General features: G+C 70.6%; 13 protein-coding genes and 1 pseudogene. 8 read left to right on the forward strand and 6 right to left on the reverse strand.

Features of this window, described 5'->3' with window-relative positions:
- Positions 1–62: 62 nt before the first annotated feature.
- On the reverse strand, positions 63–1,952 hold the full coding sequence (locus tag QM772_RS00120; protein WP_415132955.1) for a feruloyl-CoA synthase: 1,890 nt from the start codon (positions 1,950–1,952) through the stop codon (positions 63–65).
- A 90-nt stretch (positions 1,953–2,042) separates the two neighbouring features.
- Positions 2,043–2,834, reverse strand: coding sequence for a crotonase/enoyl-CoA hydratase family protein (locus QM772_RS00125; protein WP_415132957.1), 792 nt, complete (start codon positions 2,832–2,834; stop codon positions 2,043–2,045).
- A gap of 139 nt (positions 2,835–2,973) precedes the next feature.
- Between QM772_RS00125 and QM772_RS00130 the strand changes: the two genes are divergently transcribed.
- The 5 genes from QM772_RS00130 to QM772_RS00150 all read left to right on the forward strand — a co-directional run bounded on the left by QM772_RS00130 (position 2,974) and on the right by QM772_RS00150 (position 8,092).
- Entirely contained in the window at positions 2,974–3,933 is a 960-nt protein-coding gene (locus tag QM772_RS00130) for a Bug family tripartite tricarboxylate transporter substrate binding protein (RefSeq protein ID WP_415132959.1), read from the forward strand.
- A gap of 100 nt (positions 3,934–4,033) precedes the next feature.
- Positions 4,034–4,933: a LysR substrate-binding domain-containing protein gene (locus QM772_RS00135; protein WP_415132961.1), complete on the forward strand. Its 900-nt coding sequence runs from the start codon at positions 4,034–4,036 to the stop codon at positions 4,931–4,933.
- A 108-nt stretch (positions 4,934–5,041) separates the two neighbouring features.
- Positions 5,042–5,740, forward strand: a complete 699-nt coding sequence (locus tag QM772_RS00140; protein WP_415132963.1) for an RraA family protein — start codon at positions 5,042–5,044, stop codon at positions 5,738–5,740.
- Positions 5,737–7,101 (forward strand): MmgE/PrpD family protein, encoded by a 1,365-nt coding sequence (locus QM772_RS00145; protein WP_415132965.1) that lies wholly within the window; start codon positions 5,737–5,739, stop codon positions 7,099–7,101. Before QM772_RS00140 ends, QM772_RS00145 begins: the two co-directional genes overlap by 4 nt.
- Before the next feature lie 16 nt (positions 7,102–7,117).
- Positions 7,118–8,092 carry a Bug family tripartite tricarboxylate transporter substrate binding protein gene (locus QM772_RS00150; RefSeq protein ID WP_415132967.1) on the forward strand — a complete coding sequence of 325 codons (975 nt, stop codon included), beginning with the start codon at positions 7,118–7,120 and terminating at the stop codon, positions 8,090–8,092.
- Positions 8,093–8,184: 92 nt separating this feature from the next.
- Here the strand turns inward: QM772_RS00150 and QM772_RS00155 are convergent, their stop codons facing one another.
- Complete coding sequence (locus QM772_RS00155; RefSeq protein ID WP_415132969.1) at positions 8,185–8,796, reverse strand: TetR/AcrR family transcriptional regulator; 612 nt, start codon at positions 8,794–8,796, stop codon at positions 8,185–8,187.
- Between the two features lie 169 nt (positions 8,797–8,965).
- On the opposite strand from QM772_RS00155, the gene QM772_RS00160 reads away from it, so the two are divergent.
- A complete protein-coding gene (locus tag QM772_RS00160) occupies positions 8,966–9,595 on the forward strand; it encodes an SRPBCC family protein (protein ID WP_415132971.1) in 630 nt (209 codons plus the stop codon).
- 151 nt (positions 9,596–9,746) lie between these two features.
- Here QM772_RS00160 and QM772_RS00165 read toward each other — a convergent pair.
- Both QM772_RS00165 and QM772_RS00170 read right to left on the reverse strand, forming a co-directional pair.
- Positions 9,747–9,827, reverse strand: a pseudogene (locus QM772_RS00165) (toxin-antitoxin system protein); the annotation flags it as partial.
- Positions 9,828–9,919: 92 nt separating this feature from the next.
- A complete protein-coding gene (locus QM772_RS00170; protein ID WP_415132973.1) occupies positions 9,920–12,238 on the reverse strand; it encodes a penicillin acylase family protein in 2,319 nt (772 codons plus the stop codon).
- Positions 12,239–12,584: 346 nt separating this feature from the next.
- On the opposite strand from QM772_RS00170, the gene QM772_RS00175 reads away from it, so the two are divergent.
- Both QM772_RS00175 and QM772_RS00180 read left to right on the forward strand, forming a co-directional pair.
- Entirely contained in the window at positions 12,585–13,604 is a 1,020-nt protein-coding gene (locus QM772_RS00175) for a class I SAM-dependent methyltransferase (protein WP_415132975.1), read from the forward strand.
- A 131-nt stretch (positions 13,605–13,735) separates the two neighbouring features.
- Positions 13,736–14,977 (forward strand): MFS transporter, encoded by a 1,242-nt coding sequence (locus tag QM772_RS00180; protein WP_415132977.1) that lies wholly within the window; start codon positions 13,736–13,738, stop codon positions 14,975–14,977.
- Positions 14,978–15,083: 106 nt separating this feature from the next.
- On the opposite strand, the gene map is transcribed toward QM772_RS00180, so the two are convergent.
- Positions 15,084–15,830 (reverse strand): type I methionyl aminopeptidase, encoded by a 747-nt coding sequence (map, locus tag QM772_RS00185; protein WP_415132979.1) that lies wholly within the window; start codon positions 15,828–15,830, stop codon positions 15,084–15,086.
- Positions 15,831–15,845: the final 15 nt, after the last annotated feature.

Consider the following 15,845-nt stretch of genomic DNA (forward strand, 5'->3'; position numbering starts at 1 on the left):
TCCCCCGGCCGCCGCAGGCGTCCCCCTCAGGGGGATGGCGCGCGCAGCGCGACTCAGGGGGGTCATAGATCGGTGCCGGGCTTGATGACCACGTGCCCCGGCGTCTCGTCGTACAGCGCCTGCACCAGGTGGTCGCGGTGCTGGAGCACGGCGCGCTGGTTGATGCTGCCCTTGTCGGTGACTTCGCCCAGGTCGATGGAGGGGGGCCCCTCCATCAGCATCAGCCGCGCCACGCGGTTGGCGCTGCCGGTGGCGCTGAGCGAGAGGTCGGTCACCAGGCTCTGGAACTTGCGCAGCACGGCGGGATGGGCGAGCACGCCGGCCATCGGCGCGTCGGGCGGCAGATCGGTGAGCGTGCGCACGGCCGGCGTGGGGAACACCAGCGCGCCGACTTCCTTGCGGTTCAGCCCGGTGACGACCACGTCCTGCACGTAGGGCGCGCCGCCGGCGATCACGCGCCCGCGCAGCGGCCCCACGCTGACGAAGGTGCCGGTGGCCAGCTTGAAGTCTTCCGCGATGCGGCCGTCGAAGCGCAGGCCCTTGTGCGGGTCGGCGGGGTCGATCCACTGCACCGCGTCGCCGGTGCGGAAGAAGCCTTCCTCGTCGAACGCCTCGGCCGTGGCCTCGGGGCCGCGCCAGTAGCCGGGGGTGATGTTGGGGCCGCGGTAGCGGATCTCGACCTTGCCGCCCTCGGGCACCAGCTTCAGCTCCAGCCCGGGCGTGGGCAGGCCCAGGTCGCCCGCCTTCACGTCGTGGCTGGTCACGAACAGGCCGAAGGGGCCGGATTCGGTCATGCCCAGGCCGCAGGTCATGACGATGCGCTCGCCGACCTCGCGCTCCTCGCTGGCGAACAGGCTGTCCCACACCGGCTGCGCCAGCGCCGCGCCGGCGTAGAACAGCATGCGCACGCGCGAGAGGAAGGTCTTGCGGAGCAGCGCGTCCGTCTGCATCGCATGGGCGATGGCCTCGAAGCCCGTGGGCACGTTGAAGTACAGCGTGGGCGCGATCTCGCGCAGGTTGCGCAGCGTCTCGTGGATGAGCGCGGGCGTCGGCTTGCCCTCGTCGACGTAGAGCGTGCCGCCGTTGTTCAGCACCATGCCGACGTTGTGGTTGCCGCCGAAGGTGTGGTTCCAGGGCAGCCAGTCGACCAGCACCGGCGGCTCCTCGGCCAGCACCGGCATCGACTGGCGCATCTGCTGCTGGTTGGCGCACCACATGCGGTGGGTGTTGATCACCGCCTTGGGCAGTTTGGTGGAGCCGCTGGTGAACAGGAACTTGACGATGGTGTCCGGCCCGGTGGCGGCCTGCGCGGCATCCACCGCCGGCGTGGGCGTGGTGGCCAGCAGCTCGGCCAGCGGAGTGGCGGCGCGCCCGTTCAGGTGCGCGTGGCCGGCATTGCGCGAGAGCACCACCTCGGCGCCGGCCGGCGCCACGGCGGCGATGGCGGGGCCGTAGCGCGCGCCGTCCTCGGCGTAGATCAGGCCGGGCGTGAGCGTGTCGATCACGTGGCGCAGCTTGCCGTAGTCCTTGCTGACGGTGGAATAGGCCGGCGAGGCGGGCGAGTAGGGCACGCCGGCCAGCATGCAGCCCAGCGCGAGCAGCGCGTGGTCGATGCCGTTGTCGCTGAGGACCACCACCGGCCGCTCGGCCGACAGGCCGCGGTCGAGCAGCGCCTGGGCGATGCGGCGGGCGGCGTCCAGCGCCTGGGCGTAGCTGACGCGGCGCCAGTCCCCGGTCTTGCCGTCGGCCGTGCGCTCGCGCTGGGCGATGAAGATGGCCTCGGGCGTGGCGGCGGCCCAGTGCAGCAGGCGGTCGGACATGCGCTCGGCGCCGCCTTGCAGGGCCTGGTCGGCGCTGAGGTACTGCACGCCGCCGGCGCCCCGGCGCACGCTGGCGCGGGTGACGCCGAAGGTCAGCGGACGGTATCGGGGCGGGGCCGCCGTGGTGCTCATGCCTGTCTCCACTCTATTTTTGATAGCTGCCAGCGCTTGTCTGGTAAGCGCTGGAGCCGTAAAACGCTTGAAAACCCTGACGCGCCCTGGCTAGCCGCGCTTGACCTTGGTGCCGGCCTTGCCGGCCAGGAAGTCGCGCACGCGGGCCTTGGCCTCGGGTGCGGACTGGGCGATGGCGCTGATCAGCGCCTCGGTCATGAAGCCGTGGTCGGCCGGCTGCTCGGCGATGCGCGGCAGCGCGTGCATCAGCGCGTAGTTGGTCAGCGGCGCGTTGGTGGCGATGCGCGCGGCCAGCTCCATCGCCTTGTCGAAGGCGCCGCCGGCCGGCACCCGGTACTGCGCGAAGCCCACGCGCTCGCCGTCCTCGGCGTTGTAGACGCGGCCGGTGAGCATCATGTCGGTCATGCGCGCCACGCCGATCAGCTTGGGGATGCGCACCGAGCCGCCGCCGCCGACGAAGATGCCGCGCGTGCCCTCGGGCAGGGCGTAGAAGGTGGTGTCGTCGGCCACGCGGATGTGCGCGGCGCTGGCCAGCTCCAGCCCGCCGCCGACCACCGCGCCGTGCAGCGCGGCGATCACCGGCACCGGGCCGAACTGCACCGCGTCCAGCGCGGCGTGCCAGCTGCGCGAGTGGTGCAGGCCCTCGCCGGCGTCGCGCTCCTTCAGCTCCGACAGGTCGAGCCCGGCGCAGAAGTGCTCGCCCGCGCCGTCGATCACGGCGGCGCGCACGCTGGCGGGCAGGTTCTGGAAGGCGTCGCGGATGCCGGCGACCAGGCCGTCGGACAGCGCGTTGCGCTTGGCCGGGCGCGTCAGGCGCACGACGGCGATCTCTTTCTTCTTGCCGGTGATCTCGACCGACAGATCCTTGCTGGATGGGGTCATGTTGTCTCCTGATGGATGATTATGGTTATCGTAGATAATCAAATGCAAGCCTTTTCTGTGTGTCGATGGCTAGGTGTTTACCCGTAGTCGGGCAGGCATGCTCACAATATTCCTTCACCTCGACGGAGACGACACCCTCATGAACCGAAGACACCTCATCTGCGCGCTGGGCGCGGCCTTCTCGCCCTGGGCGCGCGCCCAGGGCTTTCCCAGCAAGCCCATCCGCATCGTGGTGCCCAACGCGCCGGGCGGCGCGGCCGACATCACGGCGCGCGCGGTGGGCGAGCACATGGCGCGCACGCTCGGCCAGCCGGTGGTGGTCGACAACAAGCCCGGCGCCGGCGGCGTCGTGGCTGGCCAGGCGGTGGCCAGCGCGGCGCCCGACGGGCACACGCTGCTGCTGATCTCCAGCGGCACCGCGGTGAGTCAGGCGCTGTTCAAGTCGCTGCCCTACGACGCGCTGAAAGCCTTCGCGCCGGTGGCGCCGCTGGCCACGTTCGACCTGGTCATCGTCGCCCGCGAAGGCGGCCCGTTCGGCACGCTGGACGATCTGCTGGCCTTCGCCAAGGCCCACCCCGGCAAGCTGAACCTGGGCACACCCAGCATCGGCACCACGCAGCACCTGGCCGCCGAGCTGTTCAAGAGCGCCGCCGGGCTCGATTTGCAGGTGGTGCCGTTCAAGGCCACGCCGGACGTGGTCACGGCCATCCGCGGCGGCGAGCTGCACGCCGGGCTGGACATCCTCAGCCCGCTGCTGGCGCAGATCCAGGGCAAGGCGCTGCGCGCGCTGGCGGTGACGGGCACCAAGCGCTCGCGCGTGCTGCCCGGCGTGCCGACCGCGCAGGAGGCGGGCGTGAAGGGCCTGGACGCCGCCTCGTGGAACGGCCTGGCCGCGCCGGCCGGCACGCCGCCGGCGGTGGTGGCGCGGCTGGGCCAGGCGGTGAACGCCGCGCTGGCCGACGCCGCCGTGCGACAGAAGCTGGAGGCGCTCAATCTCGATCCGCATCCCGGGTCACCGCAGGACGCCGCCGCCCTGCTGGCGGGCGACATCCGGCGCTGGGGCGGGGTGATTGCCGCGGCCGGTATCGAGCGGCAGTGATTTATGGGTCAAATCGGCCCCCAGCGCTTGCTGGACAAGCGCAGGCAGCTATTCAATCAATAGCTGACGGGCGCCGGGGACTGATCCGACGCCCCACGCGATGAAACGCACCCGCCTGCCCTCCACCGCCACGCTGGCGGCCTTCGAGTGCGCCGCGCGGCACCTCAACTTCCGCCGCGCCGCCGATGAGCTGCACCTGACGCAGGGCGCCGTCAGCCAGCAGGTGCGGCTGCTGGAGGCGCAGCTCGGCGTGGCCCTGTTCGCGCGCGTGCGCCAGCGTGTGCTGCTCACCAGCGCGGGGGAGAGGTACCTGCGCGAGGTGCGGCGCATCCTGCGCGAGCTGGGCGAGGTCACGCACCAGGCCATGGCCAGCGGCGACAAGGAACTGCTCAACCTCGCCGCCGTGCCCACCTTCGCCGTGAAGTGGCTGGTGCCGCGCCTGCCCCGGTTCTTCGCGGCGCACGGGCACGTCAACCTGAACCTCGTGTCGCGCAGCGCGCCGTTCAACTTCGAGGCGGAGGCGTTCGACGCCGCCATCCACTACGGCGAGCCCTCGTGGCCCGGCGCCATGTGCACGCCGCTGTTCGAGGAGGACATGCGCCCCGTGTGCAGCGCGCTCTACCAGCACCGGCTGCGCCTGCGCGCGCCCGCCGACCTGGCGCGCGCCACGCTGTTGCAGCAGTTCACGCGGCCTTCCGCGTGGCAGGACTGGTTCACCCACGTGCAGGCCGAGCCCGCCAACGCCTTCCAGGGGCCGCGCTTCGACAGCTTCAGCATGATCCTGGAGGCCGTGCAGGCGCACATGGGCGCGGCGCTGCTGCCGCGCTTCATGGTGGCGGGCGGCATCGCGCGGGGCGAGCTGGTGCAGCTCGCGCCCCAGGGCCTGCCCAGCACGCGCGGCTACCACCTGGTCTGCCCCGAGGCGCGCCAGGACGCGCCCGCCGTGGCCGCCCTGCGCGGCTGGCTGCTGCGCGAGGCGGCGGCGGATCTGGCGGGTTGATCAACCGTTCTATTCAACTGATCATTAATCATCGCTTTCTCCACGGGGAGGCGGCCGGGACAATGCCGCGCAGACAGCAATAAAACTTGCTTGCGGAGTTCCCGAACCATGCCATCCCTGCCTGCCGACCGCCGCTGGAAGAAGCCGATCCCGCCCTTCGTCTTCAACCGCGATTTCGAGCGCCCCGCCTTTGATGACGTGGCCACGCTGGCCGCTGCCGAAGTCACTCGCGTGAGCGACCTGGCGGGCCGCATGTACACCTGCCATCCGGCCATCCGCTCGCTCGTCGCGCCTGCCGTGCCGATGTGCGGGCCGGCCTTCACCGTCAAGTGCCCGCCGGGCGACAACCTGGGCGTGATGGCCGCCGTGCGCGCCGTGGGCCGGGGCGACGTGCTGGTGGTGGACGGGCAGGGCTTCACCCAGTGGTGCATGGGCGGCTTCGAGCTGCTGAAGTACGCCCGCGACGAGCGCGGCATGGCCGGCCTGCTGGTGCACGGCGCCTGGCGCGACGTGCTGGAGGCGCAGGCCGAGGGCCTGCCGGTCTATGGCCTGGCCGTGTCGCCGCACTCAGGCCCCAAGTTCGGCCCGGCGGAGGTCAACGTGCCCGTGTCCTGCGGCGGCGTGGTGATCAGCCCCGGCGACGTGGTCTGTGCCAGCGCCGAGGGCGTGGCCGTGGTGCCGCGCGCCAGCGCCGCGGCGGTGGCCCAGGCGCTGCGCGGCAGCCCGGGCGGCCACGGCATCGAGCACTTCCTGAAGGAGATGGACGAGCACGTCGCCGCCTGGTTGCAGGACGGCAGCGGCACATGAGCGGCGGCGGCCTTACCCAGGCGCTGGCCGCCTTCGCGGCCGGCCTGCGCCCCGAAGACGTGCCGCCCGCCGCGCGCGCGGAAGCCCGCCGCGCCCTGGCCGACTGCCTGGGCGGCGCGCTGGCCGGCGCGCGGGACGAGGTGGCCCGCATCGCCGCCGCCGCGCAGGCGCGGGAAGGCGGCGCCTGCGCCCTGTGGGGCACGGCGCTGCGCGCCGACGTGGCCGATGCCGCGCTGGCCAACGGCTGCGCCGCCCACGCCCACGCGCTGGACGACACCAACGAATCCATGCGCGGCCACCCCTCGGCCCCGCTGGTGCCCGCCATCCTGGCCGTGGGCGAACTGGTGGACGCGGGCGGCGACGACCTCATTACCGCCTACATCGCCGGCACCGAGGTGGCCTGCCGCCTGGGCCGCAGCGTGAACGACCGGCATTCGCAGATCGGCTGGCACACCACCGGCACGCTGGGCCCCGTGGGCGCGGCGGCCGCCTGCGCCCGGCTGCTGCGGCTGGACGCGCGGCGCACCGCCCACGCGCTGGGCATCGCCGCCTCCATGGCCGGTGGCCTGCGCGCGAACTTCGGCACCATGACCAAGGCGCTGCACGCCGGCCTGGCCGCCCAGCACGGCGTGCTGGCCGCGCGCCTGGCCGCCGGCGGCATGGCGGCCAGCGCCACCGCGCTGGAAGGGCACGAGGGTTTCCTGCAACTGTTCTGCGACGACGGCAGCCAGGACGCGGCGCGCGCGCTGCACGGCCTGGGCGAAAGCTTCGACGTGCTCACGCCCGGCATCGTCTACAAGCAGTACCCCACTTGCTCGATGATGCACGCGCTGATCGACATGGTGTTGCAGGCGCGTTTGCTGGGCTTTCTTGATCCCACGGACGGGTTGGAGCTGCGCTGCGCCATCAGTCAGCGGCTGGAGGCCGCGCGCGGCAAGGCGTGGCCTGAAAGCGGGCTGGCCGCCAAGTTCTGCGTCGAGTACTGCGTGGCCGTGGCCGCGCGGGAGGGCACGCAGGGCATCGCCGACTTCACCGACGAGACCATCCGGCGCCCCGGCCTGCGCGAACTGGCGCAGCGTGTGCATCTCTCGCCGGGGCAGGACTTCCCGCCCGGCAACGGCGACTTCGCCGAGCTGGTGGTGCTGCGGGGCGGCCGCGAAGTCTTCCGCCAGCGCCAGGCCAAGCCCTTCGGCCACCCCAGCATGCCGCTGTCGCCCGCGCAGCACCAGGCCAAGTTCATGGCCTGCGCCGCGCCGGTGCTGGGTGTGCAGCGGGCGCGAAACCTGCTCGAAATTCTCCAGGCCCCCCAACCCGGTTCGGCGCGCGCGCTGGCACGGGCACTTGCTCTTCCCTCCGATTGAAAAAAGGAACCGCCCCATGCTCTCCATCTCCCGCCGCCAGCTCCTCGTCAGCGCCGCCGCGCCCCTGGCCGCCCACGCCGGCCTGGCCCAGGCGCAGGGCAAGGACACGACCATCATCGTCGGCTACCCGCCCGGCGGCTCGCTGGACGCCATGGCGCGCGTGCTGGCGCAGCGCCTGGGCGCGCGGCGTGGCCAGACGGTCATCGTGGACAACAAGCCGGGCTTCTCCGGCAACATCGGTGCGCAGTACGTCGCCAAGGCCGTGCCCGACGGCAGCACCCTGCTGATGACCGCCCTGACCACCTACGCCATCAACCAGGAGCTGATGGGCGCCAGCATGGGCTACGACCTGCTCAAGGACTTCCAGCACGTGGCCATCGTGGGCTACCTGCCCAACGTGCTCATCGTGCCGGCCAGCCTGCCGGTGAACAGCGTGCAGGAGTTCGTCCGCGCCGCCAAGGCCAAGCCGGGCAGCCTCTCCATCGCCACCACCGGCAACGGCTCGCTGGAGCACATCGCCGGCGAGATGTTCAAGCGCGCCACCGGCACCGACCTGCTGGCCGTGCCCTACAAGGGCTCCACGCCCGGCGTCACCGATCTGATCGGCGGGCAGATCCAGGCCATGTTCGTGAACACCACCACGGCCATCAACAACCTCAAGACCGGGCGCATCAAGGCGCTGGCCATCGCCGGCCCGAGCCGCGTGGCGGCGCTGCCGGGCGTGCCCACGCTGGCCGAGCAGGGCGTGAAGATGAGCAACGACGTGGTCTCCATCTTCGGCATCGCCGCGCCGGCCGGCACGCCGGCGGCGGTGGTGGACAAGCTCAACGCCGACCTGAACGCGGTGCTGCGCGAGCCCGAGGTGAACGCCCGGTTCTCCGGCCTGGGCGTCGACGTGGCCACCGAGAGCGCCGCCCATGCGCGCGAGCGCATCGCCCGGGAAGTCGCCGTCTGGGACAAGGTGATCCGCGAGACGGGGATTTCCCTCTGAGCCGTGCCGCGGAGAAAAAGCGCAGCCGTGGCTGCGCTTTTTGCTTCTGATTCGATAGCTGCCCGCGCTTGCTGGACAAGCTCTGGAGGCCATTAGTTCATATTTTTTAGCCGAGGTGACGCCGCCTTCGAAGGCGTGCTTCTCGGCATCGAGCTGGCGAGCAGATAGGCTTCGGCCATCGTGGTCAGGTGCCTGTGCACGGCATCGACCACGGGCGCAGGTGCGTCGGCCATCAGCAGCCCCTGCACGGGCCCCACCAGCGCGCCGGCGAGGACGCAGGACACGGTGTCCAGGTCCTCGAACCGGCGATCGCTGGCCGACGCGAGCAGGCGACTCAGCGATTGCCGGGAACGGTCCGAGCATCGGGCCACCAGCTCGGAGCCGCCGAGTTCCGCCGCGACGCCATAGAGTGCGCGCGATGCCGACACGTCGGCGAACTTGGCTCGCATGAACGCGGCGACCAGTGCGGCGGCCATGTCTGCCACGTCCAGTTCTTGGCATGTCAGGCAGGCCTCCTCCACCGATTCGACCACGCGCAGAAGATGCTGCTCCAGCACGGCGGCCAGCAAGGCGTGCTTGTTGGGGAAGTACTGGTAGAGCGTGCCGACGGACACGCCCGCCCGCTCCGCGACACGCGTGGTCGTCAAACGGGCGGCGCCAACCTCCACCAGAACCTGAATACAGGCCTCGTGGATGGCACCCACGGTGTGAACCGATCGCGCTTGAACCGGCGTCTTTCTTGGGTTTCGCTGGGGTGGCGGCGTCATGCGGAAAAGCGAATTTCAAATCTGAAGCAAGCTTCATACGATAGCGCCATCGCTTCATGCTGAACAGGAAAGGTGGATGGTGGCTATGTCGATGCGAGATTGCGTCATGGGAACGCAGCGTTCCGCCCAGCATCTGGCCGTGGTGATCACCACGATGGCCGCCGTCCTCTCATGCGGCTGCGCGTCGGTGAAAGCCGTCGATACTGCCGGATCGGAGCCAGGGGCGCACGCGACGAACTACGAGGTGGCGATCACGCGAAAGGCGGTCCTTCCTCATCCAGCCAGGCGCGTTTTCGACTACGTGGCCGCGGAAGACGTCTTGCCCAAGGTGCTGACCGGCTACGGCCCATTGCCGGCGGTGATCGGCACCTCGGGAAACACCGGTCCGTGGGACACGCCGGGCTCGGCCCGGATCGTCCATTTGGCCGACGGTACCGCCCTGCGGGAGGCGATCACGCATTACGCGCCTCCGGCCGAATTCGCCTACCGCGTCTGGGATTTCGATCACCCGATCATCCGCCGGCTGGCCAGGCACGGGCGTGGCGAATGGACTTTCACCGAAGCCGATGGGTCCACCCACGTGACGTGGACCTACACGTTCACGGCCCGCGGCGCCGTGGCCGTTGTGCCGCTGTCCGCCGTCGTCGGATGGCTCTGGCGTGGGTACATGCAAGCCTGCCTGGACAACGTGCTGTACCACATGGCAACTGCTCCGACTGCGCCGAGAAACCCATGATCGAGCTGCCCTGGTGTCGCGGCGCCCAGCGGCAGATGCCGGGCCCTGTCAGCAGCACGGCGGGAATCGGCTTCGGCAGGCTAAAACGCACCGTCGAGCGCACGTCGCGCGCCCGGTCGCGGGCCGCTTCGAGCAGGAGGTCGGAGCGGCTTTTGCGCAGCAGGCTGGCGGCGTGGTCGATCAGTTCGCGTTGCTCGGGCAAAGCTCGCAGACGGACCACGCAGGTTCGCATGATGGTCTGCTTTTCTTTTTCTGCTTCGCAGGGTGGCTATATGTTTGATAGCTTCTAGCGCTTGCTGCTCAAGCGCTGGCGGCCATTTTTTATCAAGGCAGCACCAGCCTCAACGGCTCCCCGATGCGCGCACGCGCCACGTCCTCGGCGTGGAAGGGCAGGCTGTGCCAGCGCTTGGCGGAGAACTCGCGCAGCTGGTCGGTGGCGTGCGGCGAGGCCGGGTCGGTGGACTGGCCGTAGGTCAGGATGGCCTGGGCCACCGGGCCGCGCTCGTCGAAGGTGACGGTCTGCACGTAGCTGGTGCCGTAGTCGATGCGGGCGCCGGCGTTGGTCAGCGGCGCGGGCTCCTGGCGGCCCAGGTTGTTCAGCACGCCCTCGAACTCCTCGCCGCCGTGCAGGGCGATGGGCTGGTCGGTGACGGCGGCGTCGGGGCGCTGCACGCTGCCCAGCGGCGCGTCGAGCGCGATGCCGCTGCCCTGGATCAGTTTGACGGCGCCGGCCAGCGATTCCCACACCTTGGCGGCGACGGCGGCATCGCTCATCTTCAGGCCGTTCGGCGTGGCCGCGGGCTGGCTGGGGTCGAAGGGCACGCGCCACACGCCGGGGAGGTTGCGGGCGGTGCGCCAGAACTCGCGGAACAGGTGGGCGCCGCGCGAATCCAGGTTGTCGCGCCGGTCCCAGCCACGCAGCGCGGCGCAGCCAGCCTGGGCTTCGGCGTTGGGCGCCTGGGCGCAGGCGGCCAGCAGGTCGGGCACGACCACCGAGGCCATGAAGTTGCGGTTCTGGAACAGCTGGTTCTGGATGCTTTCCAGCGTCACCTTGCCGCGCGACAGCATCTCGGGGATTTCGACCAGGCCGGCGCGGGTGCGCGGGCGCGTGAGGCTCGCGTCGCCCACCAGGGGCGAGACGCCTTCGAACTTCTGCCCCGGGTGGGTGTAGAAGAAGCTGTCGTTGCTGTTGTGCACCCAGTCGGTGCGCACGGCCACGGGCATGCGGCCGATGGGGATGAGGCCGGGCACCGGCGAGCCTGGGTCCTGGCGCCACGCGCAGTCGCTGCGCGCGCCGTTCAGCACCACCAGGCCGGCGGCCTGGCGCAGCGCGGCGGCGGGCTTGCCGGGGGCGCAGCGTTCGAGCTGGGCGGCATCCACGTCGGGCACCACGCTCACGTCGGCGTACAGGGCGCGGCCGTGGCGGTCGGCGGCCAGGGTGTTGACCCAGGGCAGGCCCAGGCCGGCGTGGGCCTTGTGCACGTCGTCCACCGATTTCGCGCGGGCGAAGTCGAGCGTGGGCTGGGTCATGCGCGCGTTGCCGGCGTTGGCGTCGCGCAGGGCGTAGGCGGTCCTGACGTTCCACGTGAGGCCGGCGCGCGGGATGACCAGCAGCGGGCCCCAGCGGGTGGACCACAGGGTGCGGCCGCCCACGGTGCGCGAAGTCATCTTCTCCGGCTTGCCGTCGACCAGGTAGCTGGTGGGGTCGCCCTCGGCCAGCGTCAGCTCGTACAGCGTGAAGCGCTTGCCGGTGGAGACGGTGTGCGACCAGGCGATGTCCTTGTTGAAGCCGATGGACACCATGGGCGAACCGCCGATGCCCACGCCCATCACGTCGAGCTGGCCGGGCACGGTGAGGTGCATCTCGTAGAAGCGGTTCGGGCCCGTCCAGGGGAAGTGGGGGTTGCCCAGCAGCATGCCGTGGCCGTTGGCCGTCACGTCCTTGCCGAAGGCCCAGGCGTTGGAGCCCAGGGGCGAGTCGAGCAGGCCGATGTCGCGCAGCGCCTGGGCGGCGTCGGCCAGGTTCGTGGCGGCCGGGGCTTGCGCGGCCTTGGCGGCGGGCGGCTGCGCGCCCAGGATGGCGTCGGCCAGCGCGGCGGCGCCGGCCTGCACGGCGCTGATCTCGGTGAAGCGGTAGTAGTCGCGCAGCGTCATCGGCGTGACCCAGGGCTGGCCCTTGCAGGCGGCGGGCAGGCGCGGCGCGTGGTCGGCCAGGTAGCGGTTGTAGCCGGCGACGTAGCCGCGCGCCAGGGCCTGCACGTCGGGGCTGGTGGCGGCCCACTGGCGCGCCAGGTGGGCGTCGTCCATGTGGGCGGCGACGAACAGGTCGATCTGCTCGTTGGGCAGGTAGCGGCGGCCCAGCAGGCCGATGGCCTTGGGGCCGAAGGCGGCGCTGCGCTGGCCGCGCGCGGTGACCACGCGGTCGGCCGCCATGCACACGTTGTCCTGCGCGTAGGCGTAGGCGACGCCGTAGGCCAGCGATTCGAGGTCGCCGGCGACGATGTGCGGGATGCCGTAGGTGGTGCGCGTGATGGTGACGGCGCGTTCGCCCACGCTGGCGGGGCCGCCCGCGCAGCCGGCGGCGAGGACGGCCGCAGCGGCCAGGGTGCCGAGCGCCGGGCGGCGGTATCGAGAGATCGTCATGAGGTGTCTCCTGTTTCTTGTGGGAATCGCGCCGGTCGTTGGCGTGCGTGCCCTGGCATGCTATCTCCACCGGGATGGCAAGATCGCAGCGTCGGCGGCAGCGCGGACGGCTGCCGGCGATTTTGCTGCCCATGCCGGGCACGGGCGACACAGCGGCCGGGATCCCGGAATCTAAGTCCGTTCACGCTGAGCTTGTCGAAGCGCCGCGTAGGGCTTCGACAAGCTCAGCCCGAACGGCTTATCGATGAATGCGAATCCATATGAGAGCAACGCAATAACTATTAAAAATATAGCTTCCAGCGCTTAATCGGTGCGGTCTAGAGGCTAAAAAATCTATAAATCTTCCATGCAGGCCCTGCTCGACGCCATCGCCGCCATGCCCCTGCCGGGCGATGCGCAGCGCATCTTCCACGGCCGGGGCGGGCGCCATCCGGGCTGCGAGCAGTGGGTGCTGGATGCCTATCCGCCGGTCTTCGTGCTGACCAGCTTCGCCCCCGTGGGCGATGCGCAGCTGGCCGCCGCCGGCGCCGCGCTGCAAGCGCGCTGGGACGTGCTGGCGCCGGGCCGGCCGCTCGACTGGGTGTTCCAGCACCGGGGCGCCGGCCAGGCCGAGACGCGCCTGATGGCCGGCAGCGTGCCCGAGCCGCACGTCGTCACCGAGGCCGGCGCACGCTACCTGGTGCACGTGCTGCGCGGGCAGAACCACGGCCTGTTCCTCGACATGGCCGAGGGCCGCCGCTGGGTGCGCGAATTTGCCGCCGCGTTCAGCGCGCGCGAGGGCAGGGGCGCGCGCGTGCTCAACCTGTTCGCCTACACCTGCGCCTTTTCTGTCGCCGCGCTGCTGGGCGGTGCGGCGCACGCAGTGAACATCGACATGGCGCGCGGCGCCCTCGCCACCGGGCAGCAGAACCACCGGCTGAACGGTATCGCCAGTGGTGCGGGTGTTTTGCCGCCGGGCCGTCCCAAGGCAAAAACGGCCCCCCTGGGGGGCAGCGGACCACGCGAAGCGGGAGAGCGTGGGGGCAATTTTCTGGCGCACGACATCTTCAGTTCGTGGGGCAAGATCACGCGCGGCGGCCCCTACGACCTGGTCATCATCGACCCGCCCAGCTACCAGAAGGGCAGCTTCGTCGCCACCAAGGACTACGCCCGCATCCTGCGCCGCCTGCCCGCGCTGCTGGCCGACGGCGGCCACGCGCTGCTGTGCCTGAACGCGCCGGAGCTGGGCATGGACTTCCTGCGGCGGCAGGTGAGCGAACAGGCGCCGGACCTGGCCTTCGTGCAGCGCGTGGCCAACCCGGCGGCGTTCGCGGACGTGGACGAGGACCGGGCGCTGAAGGTGGCGGTGTTCCGCAAAGGCGCGTAGCGGCTTCATGGCGGAAACTCGGCAGGCCATGGCAGGTTTGCGGGGGAGGGCGATGCTGCGCTGCATTACGCTCGTGAGTTCCGCCCCATTTGAAGCGCGGACGCCGTTTCAAGCCCTGTCCAGCTCCTTTCATGACCGCCCAAACCGCCACCGCCGAAGCCTCGGCCATCCCGGCCGCCCCGCCCGCCGCTGAAGAACACGAGCCCCAGGGCTTCCTGCTGCCCATCGTGGGCGGCGCGGCGCTGGCGCACCTGCTCAACGACATGATCCAGGCGATGCTGCCTGCGGTCTTCCCGATGCTCAAGGCCAACTTCTCGCTGAGCTTCGCGCAGATCGGCCTCATCGCGCTGGTCTACCAGGTCACGGCCTCGCTGCTGCAACCGTGGATCGGGCTGTACACCGACAAGCACCCCAAGCCCTACCTGCTGCCCTGCGGCATGGGGATGACGCTGATCGGCATCGGGCTGCTCGCCACCGCCGGCAGCTACCCGATGCTGCTGGTCGCGGCGGCCGTCGTGGGGGTCGGCTCCGCCACCTTCCACCCCGAGGCGTCGCGCATCGCGCGGCTGGCCTCGGGCGGGCGGTTCGGCACCGCGCAGTCCACCTTCCAGGTGGGCGGGAACACGGGCTCGGCCATCGGCCCGCTGCTGACGGCGGCCATCGTCATCCCGTACGGCCAGCCGGCCATCGCGTGGTTCATGGTCGTGGCCCTGGCGGCCATCTTCGTGCTGTACCGCCTGACGGTCTGGGTGCTGCACCACGGCAGCGCCAAGGCCAAGGGGCTGGCGAAGCGCCACGGCGAGGGCCTGAGCCGCGCGGGCGTGGTCCGCGCCGTGGCCGTCATCTGCGTGCTGATGTTCGCCAAGTTCGTCTATATCGCCTCGTTCACGAACTACTTCACCTTCTACCTCATCGAGCGCTTCGGCCTGAGCGTGCGGCAGAGCCAGCTGTTCCTGTTCATGTTCCTCGCGGCGGTGGCCGCCGGCACCTTCGCGGGCGGGCCGGTGGGCGACCGCATCGGGCGCAAGGCGGTCATCTGGATCTCGTTCCTGGGCGTGGCCCCCTTCGCGCTGGCGCTGCCCCACGTCGGCCTGGTGTGGACGGCGGTGCTGGCCATCGTCATCGGGCTGGTGATGTCCTCGGCCTTCGCCGCGCTGGTGGTCTACGCGCAGGAGGCCGTGCCCGGCCGCGTGGGTTTGGTGTCCGGCCTGATGTTCGGGCTGATGTTCGGCATCGGCGGCATCGGCGCCGCCGCGCTCGGCGAGCTGGCGGACAAGCACGGCATCGTGTGGGTCTATGGGGCCACGTCGTTCCTGCCGCTGCTGGGCCTGGCGACGGCGTTGCTGCCTGATACGCGGAAGAAGAGGCGCTGAGGCGTCGGGTGGGTTGATCGATAAACATGCTGTTTATCGATCAAGTCGATCCAGGGGAATTCCCTGCCGGGCCCCAGGTTTGCGACGGTCGGTCGCCCATGCGCACTCAGTGCTGCGTGACGACGATGGGCGCCCCCTTCGTGATGATCATCGTGTGTTCGTACTGCGCCGACAGGTTTCCGCTGGCGCCCGCCAGCGTCCAGCCGTCGGCGGTCTCGGCGACGAGGCGGCTCTTGGTCGACAGGAAAGGCTCGATGGTGATGACCATGCCCTCCTGCAGGACACGCTTGTCCGACGGGTCGAAGTAGCCTGGGATGTGCTCCGGCGCCTCGTGCAGCGCGCGGCCCACGCCGTGGCTGCCGAGATTCTCGATGACCTTGAAGCCATACGCCTTCGCGGTGCGCTCGATGGCGGCGCCGATGCCGTTGATCGGCTGCCCTGCCCGGGCGCGCTTCATGGCTTCGGCCAGCGCCGTGCGGGTGGCGTGGCACAGGCGTGTCTTCTGCGGGGTGGCGGGGGGGACCACGATCGTTCCGCCGGTATCCGCGAAGTAGCCGCCGAGTTCCGCCGACACGTCCACGTTCAGCACGTCTCCAGCCCGGATGACTCTGCCCCCGGGAATGCCATGCGCTGCCTCTTCATTGATGCTGATGCACGTGGCGCCAGGAAAGCCGTAGGTCAGCCTGGGCGCGGACCGCGCGCCGTGTTCTTCCAGTAGCCGCTCGCCGAGCCGGTCGAGATCGCGGGTGGTCATGCCGGGTTGCGCGGCGTCGAGCATGCGCTGCAGCGTCAGCGACACGATTCTGCCGATGCGTTTCAGAGCTGCTACGTCATCTTGCGTTTCGATGGTCATGCGGAATCCTTGTGA

This window comes from Ottowia sp., from assembly GCF_047601385.1.
In the GTDB taxonomy this organism is placed as follows: domain Bacteria; phylum Pseudomonadota; class Gammaproteobacteria; order Burkholderiales; family Burkholderiaceae_C; genus Ottowia.

Bases quoted from the DNA above. Each gene is read 5' to 3' on its own strand.
- QM772_RS00120 (WP_415132955.1), bottom strand. From the start codon at position 1,952: ATGAGCACCACGGCGGCCCCGCCCCGATACCGTCCGCTGACCTTCGGC.
- QM772_RS00125 (WP_415132957.1), bottom strand. From the start codon at position 2,834: ATGACCCCATCCAGCAAGGATCTGTCGGTCGAGATCACCGGCAAGAAG.
- QM772_RS00130 (WP_415132959.1), top strand. From the start codon at position 2,974: ATGAACCGAAGACACCTCATCTGCGCGCTGGGCGCGGCCTTCTCGCCC.
- QM772_RS00135 (WP_415132961.1), top strand. From the start codon at position 4,034: ATGAAACGCACCCGCCTGCCCTCCACCGCCACGCTGGCGGCCTTCGAG.
- QM772_RS00140 (WP_415132963.1), top strand. From the start codon at position 5,042: ATGCCATCCCTGCCTGCCGACCGCCGCTGGAAGAAGCCGATCCCGCCC.
- QM772_RS00145 (WP_415132965.1), top strand. From the start codon at position 5,737: ATGAGCGGCGGCGGCCTTACCCAGGCGCTGGCCGCCTTCGCGGCCGGC.
- QM772_RS00150 (WP_415132967.1), top strand. From the start codon at position 7,118: ATGCTCTCCATCTCCCGCCGCCAGCTCCTCGTCAGCGCCGCCGCGCCC.
- QM772_RS00160 (WP_415132971.1), top strand. From the start codon at position 8,966: ATGGGAACGCAGCGTTCCGCCCAGCATCTGGCCGTGGTGATCACCACG.
- QM772_RS00170 (WP_415132973.1), bottom strand. From the start codon at position 12,238: ATGACGATCTCTCGATACCGCCGCCCGGCGCTCGGCACCCTGGCCGCT.
- QM772_RS00175 (WP_415132975.1), top strand. From the start codon at position 12,585: ATGCAGGCCCTGCTCGACGCCATCGCCGCCATGCCCCTGCCGGGCGAT.
- QM772_RS00180 (WP_415132977.1), top strand. From the start codon at position 13,736: ATGACCGCCCAAACCGCCACCGCCGAAGCCTCGGCCATCCCGGCCGCC.
- map (WP_415132979.1), bottom strand. From the start codon at position 15,830: ATGACCATCGAAACGCAAGATGACGTAGCAGCTCTGAAACGCATCGGC.